The organism is Kitasatospora herbaricolor (assembly GCF_030813695.1).
Taxonomy (GTDB): domain Bacteria; phylum Actinomycetota; class Actinomycetes; order Streptomycetales; family Streptomycetaceae; genus Kitasatospora; species Kitasatospora herbaricolor.
In genome coordinates this window covers 3,764,183-3,777,619 of the sequence record NZ_JAUSVA010000002.1, presented here as the reverse complement: position 1 = coordinate 3,777,619, position 13,437 = coordinate 3,764,183, and the positions used below count along the sequence as shown (strand labels likewise).

The 13,437-nt window shown below is 76.0% G+C and carries 10 protein-coding genes; 4 read left to right on the top strand and 6 right to left on the bottom strand.

Translation table 11 applies throughout. The features are described from left to right. Positions 1 to 8 precede the first annotated feature (8 nt). The gene (locus J2S46_RS16770) at positions 9 to 695 is read left to right on the top strand and encodes a LuxR C-terminal-related transcriptional regulator (RefSeq protein ID WP_307350368.1); all 687 of its coding nucleotides are present in this window, start codon (positions 9 to 11) and stop codon (positions 693 to 695) included. A gap of 86 nt (positions 696 to 781) precedes the next feature. On the opposite strand, the gene J2S46_RS16765 is transcribed toward J2S46_RS16770, so the two are convergent. Both J2S46_RS16765 and J2S46_RS16760 read right to left on the bottom strand, forming a co-directional pair. Next, on the bottom strand, positions 782 to 1,696 hold the full coding sequence (locus tag J2S46_RS16765) for a hypothetical protein (protein ID WP_191289688.1): 915 nt from the start codon (positions 1,694 to 1,696) through the stop codon (positions 782 to 784). A 190-nt stretch (positions 1,697 to 1,886) separates the two neighbouring features. Further along, on the bottom strand, positions 1,887 to 2,954 hold the full coding sequence (locus J2S46_RS16760; protein ID WP_191289689.1) for a C40 family peptidase: 1,068 nt from the start codon (positions 2,952 to 2,954) through the stop codon (positions 1,887 to 1,889). A 270-nt stretch (positions 2,955 to 3,224) separates the two neighbouring features. Here J2S46_RS16760 and pcrA point away from each other — a divergent pair, with 270 nt between their 5' ends. Beyond that, positions 3,225 to 5,888: a DNA helicase PcrA gene (gene pcrA / locus J2S46_RS16755; RefSeq protein ID WP_191289690.1), complete on the top strand. Its 2,664-nt coding sequence runs from the start codon at positions 3,225 to 3,227 to the stop codon at positions 5,886 to 5,888. 103 nt (positions 5,889 to 5,991) lie between these two features. Here the strand turns inward: pcrA and J2S46_RS16750 are convergent, their stop codons facing one another. Then, the gene (locus J2S46_RS16750; RefSeq protein ID WP_229912644.1) at positions 5,992 to 6,768 is read right to left on the bottom strand and encodes a M23 family metallopeptidase; all 777 of its coding nucleotides are present in this window, start codon (positions 6,766 to 6,768) and stop codon (positions 5,992 to 5,994) included. Positions 6,769 to 7,065: 297 nt separating this feature from the next. After that, complete coding sequence (locus J2S46_RS16745; protein WP_191289692.1) at positions 7,066 to 7,962, bottom strand: esterase/lipase family protein; 897 nt, start codon at positions 7,960 to 7,962, stop codon at positions 7,066 to 7,068. A gap of 413 nt (positions 7,963 to 8,375) precedes the next feature. On the opposite strand from J2S46_RS16745, the gene icmB reads away from it, so the two are divergent. Continuing rightward, positions 8,376 to 8,783, top strand: a complete 408-nt coding sequence (gene icmB, locus J2S46_RS16740) for a coenzyme B12-dependent isobutyryl CoA mutase small subunit (protein ID WP_191289784.1) — start codon at positions 8,376 to 8,378, stop codon at positions 8,781 to 8,783. Between the two features lie 123 nt (positions 8,784 to 8,906). Here icmB and J2S46_RS16735 read toward each other — a convergent pair whose 3' ends face one another. Next, positions 8,907 to 10,613 (bottom strand): DUF5691 domain-containing protein, encoded by a 1,707-nt coding sequence (locus tag J2S46_RS16735; RefSeq protein WP_191289693.1) that lies wholly within the window; start codon positions 10,611 to 10,613, stop codon positions 8,907 to 8,909. Positions 10,614 to 10,745: 132 nt separating this feature from the next. Next, positions 10,746 to 12,071 carry an SWIM zinc finger family protein gene (locus J2S46_RS16730; RefSeq protein ID WP_191289694.1) on the bottom strand — a complete coding sequence of 442 codons (1,326 nt, stop codon included), beginning with the start codon at positions 12,069 to 12,071 and terminating at the stop codon, positions 10,746 to 10,748. 226 nt (positions 12,072 to 12,297) lie between these two features. Here J2S46_RS16730 and J2S46_RS16725 point away from each other — a divergent pair, with 226 nt between their 5' ends. Next, a complete protein-coding gene (locus J2S46_RS16725) occupies positions 12,298 to 13,410 on the top strand; it encodes an ATP-binding protein (protein WP_191289695.1) in 1,113 nt (370 codons plus the stop codon). Positions 13,411 to 13,437: the final 27 nt, after the last annotated feature.

Genomic DNA, 13,437 nt, shown 5'->3' with positions numbered 1-13,437 from the left:
GTGGGGCCATGGGGGTACCCCCGGCCGAAGGCGCGGGGAGGGTGGCCCGGGTGGTCCTGGTGGACGACCACCGGATGTTCCGCACGGGGGTGCGGGCCGAGATCGGCCGCACCGAGGCGACCGGGATCGACGTGGTCGGCGAGGCCGACGACGTCGAGTCGGCGGTCCGGGTGGTCGCCGAGACCAGGCCGGACGTGGTGCTGCTCGACGTCCACCTGCCCGGCGGCGGCGGGGCCGAGGTGCTGCGGCGCTCCGCCGCGCTGATGGCGGACCCGCAGGGGGTGCGCTTCCTCGCGCTGTCCGTCTCGGACGCGGCCGAGGACGTGATCGGGGTGATCCGCGGCGGCGCCCGCGGCTACGTCACCAAGACCATCACCGGGACCGACCTGGTGAACGCGATCTTCCGGATCTCCGACGGCGACGCCGTCTTCTCGCCGCGACTGGCCGGCTTCGTCCTGGACGCCTTCGCCGCCACCGACACCCCGCCGGTGGACGAGGACCTCGACCGGCTGACCCAGCGCGAGCGCGAGGTGCTGCGGCTGATCGCCCGCGGCTACGCGTACAAGGAGATCGCCAAGCAGCTGTTCATCTCGGTGAAGACGGTGGAGAGCCACGTCTCGGCGGTGCTGCGCAAGCTCCAGCTGAGCAACCGTCACGAGCTGACCCGCTGGGCGACGGCGCGCCGGCTGGTCTGACGGGGGTTCACGTACGACGCGGGCCCGCCGCTCCGGTGACGGAGCGGCGGGCCCGGTGCAGGTCCGGCGCGCGTGCGGTCGAGGGGTCAGCCGCGGGCGCGGCGACGGGCGACCAGGACGCCGCCGGCGCCGAGCAGGACGAGGGCGCCGCCGGCGCCGATCAGCGGGCCGGTGCTGCGGCTGCCGCCGGTCTCCGCCAGTCGGGCGGGCGCGGCCGAGGGTGCGGCGGCCGCGGTGGCCGGGGCGCCGGTGGCGGGTGCCGGGGCGGCGACGGCGGCCGGTGCGACGGTCGAGGTGGGCGTCGCGACCGGGGCCGGGGCCTTCGCGGTGGGGGTGGCCTTGCCGGTGGGGGTGGTCTTGGCGGTGGGCTCGGCCGCCGGGCGGCTGATCCTCACCGTGCGGCGGTCGGTCCGCCCCGGGGTCTCGGAGGTGGCGGTGTGGCTGTCGGTCAGCACCTGGAGGTCGGTGCGGTCCTTGGGGGCGCCGGCCGTCAGCGCCATCCGGATCCGGACCACCGCGGTGCCGCCGTCGTCCAGGCGCTGCCGGTACGCCGGCTCGGCCTCCACCACGCCGGTGCAGTTGACCGAGAGCTTCAGCGGCTCCCAGCCGCCGCCCGGCACCAGCATCTCCACCCGCACGTCCTGCGGCGTCAGGGCCTTCGCCTGACCGGGGGAGTGGATCCCGAAGCTGGGGCGCACACCGGACTGCATCTCGCCGGTGGTGTTGTGGATGCTGACGCCGAACGAGGCCCAGGCGCCGCCCGCGTCGACCGAGCCGGCGCTGTCGGCGGTGAAGGCGGCGTCGGGCGCGACCGGGTGGATGCCGTCGTGGACCACGGCGCCACCGGTCAGCCGGCCGTCGGCGCAGGCCCAGGCGGCGTCCGCGGGGAGCAGCTGGACGGCGCCGCCGAGGAGCAGGGTGGCGGCCAGGCCGACGATCTTGGAGCGGCGGGAGATCAAGGGGGCGTTCTTCGTGAAAGCGGAGATACCGGACGCGCGCATGATGTGTTCCCCAGAGGCGTGGTGCTGACGACGTGGTGGGTGAAGGTGATCGGCCCGCTCGCTACGAGCGGAGTGCGCCCCCCGGCTGCGCCGGTCTCGCTCTCCGTGCCCTTCATCCCTAAAGACGTCCGTCCGCCCCGGAGGTTGCAGGTGGGGTCGAAGTTTTTTCGGACGACGTCCCGGCGTGCGGTCAGGACGGCCGGACGGCGCCCGCGAAGGGCATCACGTCGATGCTCTCGTAGCGCACCGGAGCGCCGGGATGCGGCGCGTGGATCATCCGGCCGCCGCCGCTGTACAGGCCGACGTGGGTGACGCCCGGGTAGAAGAACACCAGGTCACCGGGCTGCAGCTGGTCCCTCCGGACGCGCCGGGCGGCGTCGATCTGGTCGTAGGTGGTGCGCGGCAGGCTGACCCCGGCGGCGGCCCAGGCGGCCTGGACCAGGCCGGAGCAGTCGTACGAGCCGGGGCCGGTGGCGCCCCAGACGTACGGCTTGCCGAGCTGGGCGCGGGCGAAGGCGATCGCCTCGACGGCCCGGCCGGAGGCGAATGGGGCGCCGGGGTCGACGTCCGGGGCCAGGCCCGGGTCCAGGCCCGGGTCCAGGTCGGTGCGCGTGCCGTCGCGGGAGGCCCGGTCGAGGCTGCCGTGCTGCTCGGCGGTGAGCCGGGCGAGCAGGGCCTGCGCCCGGCCCAGCCGGTCCTGGACGGTGGCCTTCTCGGCGGCCAGCTCGCGCTGCCGGGCGTCGAGGTCGGCGAGCCGCAGCCGGGCCTCGGCCGTGCTGGTGTCCAGGGCCAGGCGCTGCCGGCCGAACTCCGCCAGTGCCTGGCGCTCGACGGCGCCGGCCTGGTCGAGCATGCCGGCGCGCTGCAGGAACTGCCGAGGGTCGTCCGAGAGGGCGAGCTGGAGCCCGGGCGGGAAGCCGCCGTCGCGGTACTGCTCGGCGGCCAGCTCGCCGAGCCGCTCGCGGCCGGCGTCCATCGCGGCGGCCCGCCGGGCGACCTCGTCCTGCAGGGCGGTCACCTGCTTCTGCAGCGCCTCGGTCTGCTCCTTCGCCCCGTCGTAGCGCTGGGTGGCCTGCTCGGCCTCCTGGTACAGCTGGTCCAGTTGCGCCCGGACCTGTTCGGGGGCCGGCCGCGGCTCGGCGTGCCCGGCGGGGGCGAGGACGGTGGCGGAGGCGGCGGCCGCCCCGGCGACGGTGGCGGCCGTCCGGCGGGCCCGGCCGGTGAGCGTGCTGCGCCTGGGTTTCCTGTGCGACGCCATGGCGGCGTCCTCCTTTCGTCCGGCGGGTGGACCGGCCGGCTCGGGCCGGCCCGGTCCGCCCGCCACCGACCGGCTCAGGACGGGGACGCTAGCGCCATGGCGGGCCGGACGGGCCGCACGTCACGGCCCTGCCCCGATCTGTCCGGAACTGTCCGTTCCGGTGCCGGGTGGCGGCGCAACGGGGTGCCGGTCCGGTCGGAGCCCGACCGGACCGGCTGGCCCGGTGACCCGGCCGGTGTTGTCGGTCCTGGGTCATAGACTCGGAGTGCCATGAGTAGCCTCTTTGACGACCTCCCGCTCCCCGGCTTCGAGCTGCCCGCCGCCCGGAAGCCCGCCGGCCCGAAGCGGCCCGCCGCCGCGGGTGCCGCGCCCCTGGACGAACCCTTCGACCCGCCCGTCGACGAGGAGCCGCCGCCGTACGAGGAGGACGTCCCGTACCCCGCGTACGAGGAGGCCATCCCGGCCGACCTCTTCCGCACGGACTACGCCGCGCAGACCGAGCGCGACGCCTACTACCGCAACGGCCACGCCCGGACCGTGATCGACCCGGCCCAGCTGCTGGAGGGCATGAACGACCCGCAGCGCGAGGCGGTCCTGCACGCGGGCGCGCCGCTGCTGATCGTGGCCGGCGCCGGCTCCGGCAAGACCCGGGTGCTGACCCACCGCATCGCCTACCTGCTCGGCGCCCGCCACGTGCAGCCCGGCGAGATCCTGGCGATCACCTTCACCAACAAGGCCGCCGGCGAGATGCGTGAGCGCGTCGAGCAGCTGGTCGGCCCGCGGGCCCGGGCGATGTGGGTGTCGACCTTCCACAGCGCCTGCGTGCGGATCCTGCGCCGGGAGAGCAAGCTGCTCGGCTTCACGTCGAGCTTCTCCATCTACGACTCGGCGGACTCGCAGCGGTTGATGGGCCTGGTCTGCCGGGACCTGGACCTCGACCCCAAGCAGTACCCGCCGAAGTCCTTCACCTCGAAGATCAGCAACCTCAAGAACGAGCTGATCGACGAGGAGACCTACTCCGCCCAGGCGGCCAACCCGACCGAGAAGAAGCTCGCCGAGGCGTACTTCCTCTACCAGCGGCGCCTGCGCGAGGCCAACGCGCTGGACTTCGACGACATCATCATGACCACGGTGAACCTGCTGCAGGCCTTCCCCGCCGTCGCCGAGTACTACCGCCGCCGGTTCCGGCACATCCTGGTCGACGAGTACCAGGACACCAACCACGCCCAGTACATGCTGGTCCGCGAGCTCAGCGGCGGCACCGCCACCGCGGCGCCGAAGCGCACCGTGGACGGCGACCTGGTGAACCCGGCGGCCGCGGCGGCGGCCGAGGTGCCGCCGGCCGAGCTGTGCGTCGTCGGTGACGCGGACCAGTCGATCTACGCCTTCCGCGGCGCGACGATCCGCAACATCCTCCAGTTCGAGGAGGACTACCCGAACGCCACCACCATCCTGCTGGAGCAGAACTACCGCTCCACCCAGACCATCCTGAGCGCCGCCAACGCGGTCATCGAGCGGAACACCAGCCGCCGCGAGAAGAAGCTCTGGACGGCCGGCGAGGACGGCGAGAAGGTCGTCGGCTACGTCGCGGACGACGAGCACGGCGAGGCCCAGTTCATCGCCGACGAGATCGACCGGCTCACCGACGCGGGCGACGCCCGCCCCGGCGACGTGGCGATCTTCTACCGGACGAACGCGCAGTCCCGGGTGTTCGAGGAGGTGTTCATCCGGGTCGGCCTGCCGTACAAGGTGGTCGGCGGCGTCCGCTTCTACGAGCGCAAGGAGGTCCGGGACGTCCTCGCCTACCTGCGGGTGCTCTCCAACCCCGAGGACACCGTGCCGCTGCGCCGGATCCTCAACGTCCCCAAGCGGGGCATCGGCGACCGGGCCGAGGCGATGATCGACGCCCTCGCCGCCCGCGAGCGGATCAGCTTCGCGCAGGCGCTCGTCCGGGTGGACGAGGCGTACGGGATGGCCTCGCGCTCCGCCAACGCGGTGAAGAAGTTCAACACCCTGATGGCCGGGCTGCGCCAGATCGTCGAGTCCGGCGCCGGCCCGGCCGCGGTGCTGGAGGCGGTGCTGGAGGAGACCGGCTACCTCGCCGAGCTGCAGTCCTCCACCGACCCGCAGGACGAGACCCGGGTGGAGAACCTCCAGGAGCTCGCCTCGGTGGCCCTGGAGTACGAGCAGGACCCGGGCGAGCGCCCGGAGGCCGAGGAGGGCGACGCCACCCCGCCGCTCGGCTCGCTGGCCGACTTCCTGGAGCGGGTCGCGCTGGTCGCCGACTCGGACCAGATCCCGGAGGACGACGAGGGCGCGGGTGTCATCACGATGATGACCCTGCACACCGCCAAGGGCCTGGAGTTCCCCGTCGTCTTCCTGACCGGCATGGAGGACGGCATCTTCCCGCACATGCGGGCGCTCAACCAGGTCAAGGAGCTGGAGGAGGAGCGGCGGCTCGCCTACGTCGGCCTGACCCGGGCCCGGCAGCGGCTCTACCTGACCAGGTCGGTGCTGCGCAGCGCCTGGGGCCAGCCCTCGTACAACCCGGCCTCGCGGTTCCTGGAGGAGATCCCGGAGCCGCTGGTTGACTGGAAGCGCAAGGGCGCGGCCTCGGCGCCGCCCTCGCGCGGCTACTCGGGCGGCTCGGGCTCCGGCGGGTTCACCGCGGGCAGCGGCGGCTCGCGCGGCGGTTCGCGCGGGGCCGTGACCACCGCCTCGCCGAAGGCCGGCTGGGGCCAGTCGGCCCGCCGGGTCACCGAGCGCGAGGTGGTCGGCCTGGCGGTCGGCGACCGCGTCACCCACGACACCTTCGGCCTCGGCACGGTGGTGGCGACGGCCGGTGTCGGCGACAAGGCGCAGGCCACCGTGGACTTCGGCACCGCCGGCCGCAAGCAGCTGCTGCTGCGCTACGCGCCGGTGGAGAAGCTCTAGGGTCCGCACCGGACCGGGGCGGTGGCCCCGGGCCGGGCCGTCCCGGTGCTCGGCCTGCCGGTGGTCGGCCTTGGGTGGTCGGCCTGCGGGTGCCGGGCCGGTTTCAGCGCGGGTCGAGCCCCTGGCCGAGCAGCCAGGGCAGCGGGTCGATCGGGGCGCCGCCGTCGGGGCGGACCTCGAAGTGCAGGTGCGGGCCGGTGCTGTTGCCGCTGCTGCCCGAGTAGGCGATCACGTCGCCGGCCTTTACCTGGCCCTTGCGGACCTTGTAGGTGCGCAGGTGGCAGTACCAGGTCTCGGTGCCGTCCGGGGCCTTCACTATGGCCATGTAGCCGTACGCCGAGTTCCACTGCGTGCGGACGGTGCCGTCGGTGACCGCCATCACCGGTGTCCCGCCCTGGACGGGGAAGTCGATCCCGGTGTGCCGTGCCGTCCAGTGCGTACCGGCCTCGCCGTAGGTGGCGCTCAGGCCGTGCAGCTCCACCGGCAGCGACACCTTGGGGCGCTCCGGGACGGGCGCCGGGGCCGGCGCGGTCTCGGTGGGCGCCGCCACCGGCTCCTGGGCGGACAGCGGGGGACGGGCCTCGCCGCGGGCGGCGCGCCCGGCGTCCGTCCCGCCGGCCGCGTCGGGCGTCCGGCCGTCGTCGGGGGCCGCGGCCGGGGCGGCCTCGGTGGCGGGCCCGGCGACCGTCGAGCGGTCGGCGTCGCCCCGCACCGTGACGGCCGCGGCGCCGGCCACGCCGAGGGCGGCCAGCGAGGGCAGTGCGACACCGAGCAGGGCCGTGCGGGTGGCGGCCTTCGCGGCGCCGCGGCGCTCCGCGCGCGACTGCGCGCGGGCGGCCACCCGCAGTTCCGCGCGGGTGGGGCGGACTGCGTCAGCCATCGGGCGGTGCCTCCTGGTGGTCCTCGGGTGAGGGGGAAAACAGGCGAGACTGTAGCCGCCCTGGCGGAGTCCGGACAAAAGTCCGGATGTCAAGAGGGCTGACGGCCATTCAGGCAGCCGGATCGCTCCGGCGCTGTGGCGATGGCGTGTCGGTGCGGTGCGGCGGGCGTGTCCCGCGGGGCACGGGGGCGGCGGCATGGTGCCCCCGTGGCGGCCCCGGGATCAGGCCGAGAGCCCGGGTCAGACCGACATCCCGGGGCAGGCCGACAGCCCCCGGGTCAGGCCGAGGCCCCGTGGTCAGGCCGACAGACGGTCGGCCGGCGGTTCGGTCGGGGGCTGCTCCGACCGTCCGCCCGGTTGGCCGGGCAGTTGCCCGTCCACCCGTCCGTCGGCGCCGACGGCCTCCGCGGCGGCCAGGATCCGGCGCACGCCGTCCACCACCCGGCGGTCCACCGGCAGGGCCGCATGGCCGGCGCCCGGGACCATGATGTTCTCGGCCGCCAGATCGGGGTGCCGCAGCCGGCCGTTGCGGGCGGGCAGCACGACCTCGTCCAGCTCGCCCCAGAAGGCCGTGAACCGGGTGCGGCACTGCGCCGCCGGCTGCCGCAGCTCGGCCAGCAGGTCGCTGCCGGGCCTCATCTGCCGGGTGATCGGGAACGGGTTGGGCAGGTGCGCGGCGAGCGTCCCCTCGTGCGGGGCGGCCAGGGTGATCACGGTCGGCACGTGCTCGTCCCCGCAGAGGCGCTGGACGTAGTACCGGGCGATCAGCCCGCCCAGGCTGTGCCCGACCAGGGCCACCGGCGCGCCCCGGTGCGCCCGGCGGGCCCACTCCACGTGCCGGCCGAGCAGCACGGCGGCGGTCCGCACGTCACCGGTCAGCGGGGAGTGGTTGAGGGCGTGCAGATGCGTCCAGCCGTCCCGGCGCAGGGCCCGCAGCAGGGGGTGGAAGACCGCGCGGTTGTCGGCGAAGCCGTGCAGGAACAGCACCGGCCCGTGGTGCGGCCGGCCGCTCGCGGGTGCGCCCCCGGGCCCCGGCGCGGGCCCGTCGTGCTCCGGCGGGCAGGGGCGTCCCGGAGCCGGGCGGGGCTCGTCGCCCACGCCGGTGGGGTAGCGGACCAGGTGGCCCGCGATGGCGGCGGCCTCGGCCCCGGCGCCCCGGACGGCGTCGGCGGCTCGCTGGAAGGGAACGGACATGCGGCGGCTCCCCGGGGTCGGCGGCGGGGGCGGGGCGCCCGGTCGGGCGGCACGGGGTGACGGGACGGGTGGCCCCGTCGGCCGGGCGCGGCCGGCCGGTGAGCGGCCGCCGTGGCCCGGGGCCGGTATCGGGTGCGGCGGTGCGTTCCCGGTCGTGCGTCCCCGGTCGGGGTCCCTGTGGTGCGGGTGGCGGGTACGGCGGGGCCCGCCCGGGCACGCGGGAGCCCGGGGGGCGCAGGGTGGGGCCGCGGCGAACACGCGGTGCTGTGATTTTCCCCTCCCTTGGAAGGGCGAAACGACCAACCGGCCCCCTGGGCGCTAACCTCCCCTCAGGTTTAGTTATCGATGGTTAACAACACCCGGACCGGACACAATCCGCAGGGGTGGTGGACAACGTCGTCCAGGAGGCAGTGATGGGTGTGTCAGGGCCGATCCGCGTAGTGGTGGCCAAGCCGGGGCTGGACGGTCACGACCGTGGTGCCAAGGTGATCGCCCGCGCGCTGCGCGACGCCGGCATGGAGGTCATCTACACGGGCCTGCACCAGACTCCCGAGCAGGTCGTGGACACCGCGATCCAGGAGGACGCGGACGGCATCGGCCTCTCGATCCTCTCGGGCGCCCACATGACGCTCTGCGCGCGGGTGCTGGAGCTGCTCCGGGAGCGGGACGCGGCGGACATCAAGGTGTTCTGCGGCGGGATCATCCCCGAGGAGGACATCATCGAGCTCAAGGCGCTCGGCGTCGCGGACATCTTCACGCCGGGCACCCCCACCCGGGACGTGGTGGCCTGGGTCGAGGCGAACCTGCGGGCCGCCGGCTGACGGCCGCGGCGGCCCGGCTCCCGTAGCCGCCGGCAGGGCGCCACCGGATTCGCCCGGGGGCGCCCTGTCGCCTTTCCCGGGTGTTCGCGCGCTGCCTGCGCGTCCCCGGCCGGGCTCCGGGGCTCAGACGTCGAGCTCGGCCAGCATCGCGGCCCGGAAGCGCAAGGTCCCGGCGAGCCGGGCGAAGGTCTCCGCCCAGGCGGTGTCCGGTGCGGCGTCCGACGCCAGTGCCTCCACGGCGGGGGCGGCCTCCGGGGCGAGTGCCCGCTCGGTCATCCCGAGGACCCCGCTGTGGCTCCACGGGTACGTCCCCGAGCTGGCCGCCCGTTCCAGGGCGGCCACCACGGCGGTGGAGAGCGGGGGCGTCCACGGGGTGGCGCACGCCCCCAGCAGCTGGAAGGCCTCGCCCAGCCCGTGCGCCTGGATGAACGCGGCCGTCCAGGCCGCCCGCTCGGGCGCGGGCAGGACGGCGAGCAGCTTGGCGGGCGCCCCGGCGGTGCGTGCCGTCCGGCCGTCCCGCCCGGGCCTGGGGGCGGGGCCGAGCAGCGCGCGGGCCCAGTCGGCGTCGTGCTGGCGTACGGCGGCCCTGGCCCAGCCCTCGCGCAGGTCGTCCGTCCAGGTGCCGTCGGCCGGGTCGGTCCCGCTGCCGTCCGGGCCGGCGTCGCCGACCGGCAGCCCGAGCAGCCGGGCGGGTGTCAGGCCGGTGTCGTCCGTCCAGGTGCGCAGCGGGGTGGCCGCGACGATCTCGCCGAACCACCAGGCGCGTTCGCCGCGCCCGGTCGGCGACTTGGGGGCCACGCCGTCCCGCTGCATCGCGGCGTCGCACTCGGATGGCGGGGTGACCAGCAGCGCGCGGCCGGTGCCGGCGAGCCGCACGGCGGCCCGGGCGCGCTCGGCCATCCGGGTGGCGAGGGCGGAGCCGGCGAGGGTGGAGAGCAGTTCGGCGGCCGTCGCGCGGACGTTCTTGCTGCGGTCGCCGAGGGCGGCCTCCAGGAAGGGTTCGTCGGCCGGGGAGAGGCCGTCCTGGAGGGCGTCCAGGAAGAGCAGGCGGTCCTCGGCCCGTTCGGTCGTCCAGGTGCCGCGCAGCAGGTCGAGTCCGGCCGCCGGGTCGGTGCGGCGCAGCCGGGTCAGGTGGGTGACGCGCTCGGCGAACAGACCCTCGTGCCAGATCCGGTGCTCGTCGCCCGGGGCGGCACGGTCGCCGACGGCACCCGGGTCACCCGTGCCGGTCGGGTCACCCGTGCTGGTGGGGACAGCCGGGTCGCCCGTGCCGGCGGCGTCCGTGACGGTGCGCAGGACGAAGCGCCAGTCGGGGTTCCGCTCCGCCAGCCAGCGCCCGAGCGGGCCGGCCAGCGCGACCGCGTCCCCGCGCAGCTCGCTGCGGGCGCGGGCGCTGTCCAGCAGGGCGGGCAGCAGCGCGGCGGGCGGGCGCAGGCCCCGGGCCCGGGCGGTGGCGAGCCACTGCGGGAGCAGTTCGGTGAGGTTGGCGAGGGTGCCGCCGGCGCTGCCGGACCGGCCGTCCAGCAGGACGGTGAGCCGGCGGGCGGCGGCCACGGGCAGCTCGGGCCGCGGGTCGGCCGGGGCGGCGGGCCCGGCGGGCTGCACCGCGCCGGGCCTGGCGCCGGCCCGGCGCCGGACGGCGGTGAGGGCGGCCAGCTCCAGCAGGGCGGTGGCCGGGTCCGTCCGGTCGACCGCGGTCGCGGCGGCGACCAGGGCCGGCGATCCGGCGGGCGCCGGCAGCGGGCGGCGGTCGGTGCCCAGCAGGGCGGTGGTCCGGAGCTCCTCCCAGGCGTCGGCCTGGGCGGCGGGTTCGGTTCGGGTGGCCGTCACGTGCGGGCTCCTGAAGGGTGGTGGCCGGGCCGCGCCGGTCGGCTGCGGGCGCGGCTGTGGCTGCGGGTGTCGGGGGCTCCGGGGCGGTGGCGGTGCGCACGGCACCCGGGCAGGGGCGCCGGCGGCGGAGCCCTACTGGGTGAGGCCGCTCGGGCGGCCGAGCTCGTCCCAGACGGTGACGGGGGTGAAGCCGCGGTGGCCGCACTCGCCGAACAGGGTGACCGGGCGGCCCCCGGATACGGCGGCGAGCCGCCAGAGGGCCGGCTCGGGCAGGCCGGCCCGGTGCAGCCGCAGGGTGTCCCGGCCGTCCGTGAGGTGCCAGCCGTCGACGTCGTGGACCGGGATCACCCCGGTCAGCACGGTGGGCCAGGACTCCGTCCACGGGTCCTCGGCGACGGCCGCGCCGTACCCGGCCAGCGCCTCGGCCGGGGAGACGCCCGCGGGGACGGCGTCGTCGGAGGGCTGCGGCGCGCCGTGGCGGGTGCCGAGGACGGCGCGCAGCGGGCGGGCGCCGGGGTGGAAGGCCAGCTCGGCCTCCAGCACCTGGCCGGTGGGCAGGGCCAGGTCGGGGGCCTGGCCGGGGCGGCCGAAGGCGAGCAGCAGGGCCGGGCGGCCGGTCTTGGCACCGCGCAGCCAGAGCCGGCGGGTGGTCAGCCGCTCGTCGGGGGTGTCCCGCACCCCCAGGACCTGCCAGCGGTCCCGGACGGTGGGGCCGGTGAGCAGCTCCGCCGTCTCGGTGGTGAAGCCGACCCGGGCCCGGACGGTGGCGCCGAGCGCCTCGGGCAGTTCGTCGACCCGGCCGTAGGCGGTGGCCAGCAGGTGCAGCATCGCGTACTCCTCCAGCAGGTCGCCCTGCGCGGTGTGGTCCAGCTCGCGGACCTTGGTGGCCAGGCCCGGGGCCTGGGCGTCGACCATCCGGGCGGCGACCTCCTCCCAGCCCGAGCGGCCGGCGCCGTCGTCGGCCAGGCCGTGCCGGATCCGGTCGGCGAGGCGGAGCCTGAGCTCCTGCGCGCCGGCCGCGACCCGGGCGGAGCGCTTCTCGGCCCGGCGCCGCGCGGCGGCCGGGTCGGCGGCGGCCGCCTCGGCCTTGGCGGTGCGCCGCTCGGCGGCCTGCTCGGTGCGCTCCTGGCGCTCCTTCAGCCAGTCGGCGGCCCAGTCGGCGGGCTCGCCGCCGGCCGGGACGGCCTCGGGGCTGCCGCTCCACAGCAGGAGCAGCCCGAGGGCGTGCTTGCACGGGAACTTGCGGCTCGGGCAGCTGCACCGGTAGGCGGGCGTGGTCAGTTCGACGACCGTCCGGTAGGGCGTGCTGCCGCTGCCCTTGCACTCGCCCCACAGAGCCTGGCCGTCGGTGCCCGTGCCCGACCAGGGCGCGGGCGAGGACAGCTTGCCCGCGGCCTTGCGTGAGGGGGCGTCAGGTGCCAGGGACAGGACGTGTTCGGTGCTCCAGCGTTCCTCCATGGCCACGACGCTAGGGGGAGGGACTGACAACGGCGGCCGCCGAACTGACCGCCGGTCAGCCGTCCGGGGCCGGTTGTCAGTGGCGGGGTGCATGGTTGTTCGAGCAGGCCGGACGGGGCCCCTCCCGCCGGCCGGACGACATCTGCGCCGATGCTCCCCATCGATCACCCCGCCGCCCGCGACCCCTGCCACAGGTGTGTCCGGCGGCAGACCAGAAGGAGCCCCCATGACGACTGCGACGACCGCCGGGACGACCACCGCCGAGGTGCTGCGGGAGCACGCCGAGGACGCGTTCGCCGCCGAGCTGGCCGCGCTCGCCGCGCAGGACGACCGCCCGCGCCCGGAGCGCTGGCGGCTCTCGCCGTGGGCCGTGGCCACCTACCTGCTGGGCGGGGCCCTGCCCGACGGCACCGTGATCACTCCCAAGTACATCGGCCCGCGCCGGATCGTCGAGGTCGCCGTCACCACGCTGGCCACCGACCGGGCGCTGCTGCTGCTCGGGGTGCCGGGGACGGCCAAGACCTGGGTGTCCGAGCATCTGGCGGCCGCGATCAGCGGGGACTCCACGCTGCTCGTCCAGGGCACCGCCGGCACGCCCGAGGAGGCCGTCCGGTACGGCTGGAACTACGCCCAGCTGCTCGCCCACGGCCCCAGCCATGACGCGCTGGTGCCCTCCCCGGTGATGCGGGCGATGGCCGACGGCAAGATCGCCCGGGTGGAGGAGCTGACCCGGATCCCGGCCGACGTCCAGGACAGCCTGATCACCATCCTGTCCGAGAAGACCCTGCCGGTGCCCGAGCTGGGCGGTGAGACCCAGGCGGTCCGCGGCTTCAACCTGATCGCCACCGCGAACGACCGGGACCGCGGCGTCAACGAGCTGTCCAGTGCGCTGCGCCGCCGGTTCAACACGGTGGTGCTGCCACTGCCCGCGACGCTGGACGAGGAGGTCGACATCGTCACCCGCCGGGTCGGCCAGCTGGGCCGCTCGCTGGACCTGCCGGAGCTGCCGGGCGGGGCGGAGGAGATCCGCCGGGTGGTCACCGTCTTCCGCGAGCTGCGGGACGGCGTCACCGCCGACGGGCGGACGAAGGTGAAGACGCCGAGCAGCACCCTGTCGACGGCCGAGGCGATCTCGGTGGTCACCAACGGCCTCGCGTTGGCCGCGCACTTCGGCGACGGGGTGCTCCGGGCCGGTGACGTGACCACCGGCATCCTCGGGGCCGTCCTGCGCGACCCGGTCGCCGACCAGGTGGTCTGGCGCGAGTACCTGGAGGGCGTGGTCCGCGAGCGCGAGGGCTGGAAGGACTTCTACCGGGCCGCCCGCGAGAACGTCCGCTGAACCCGACCGACGGTCTTCGAGGAGAGG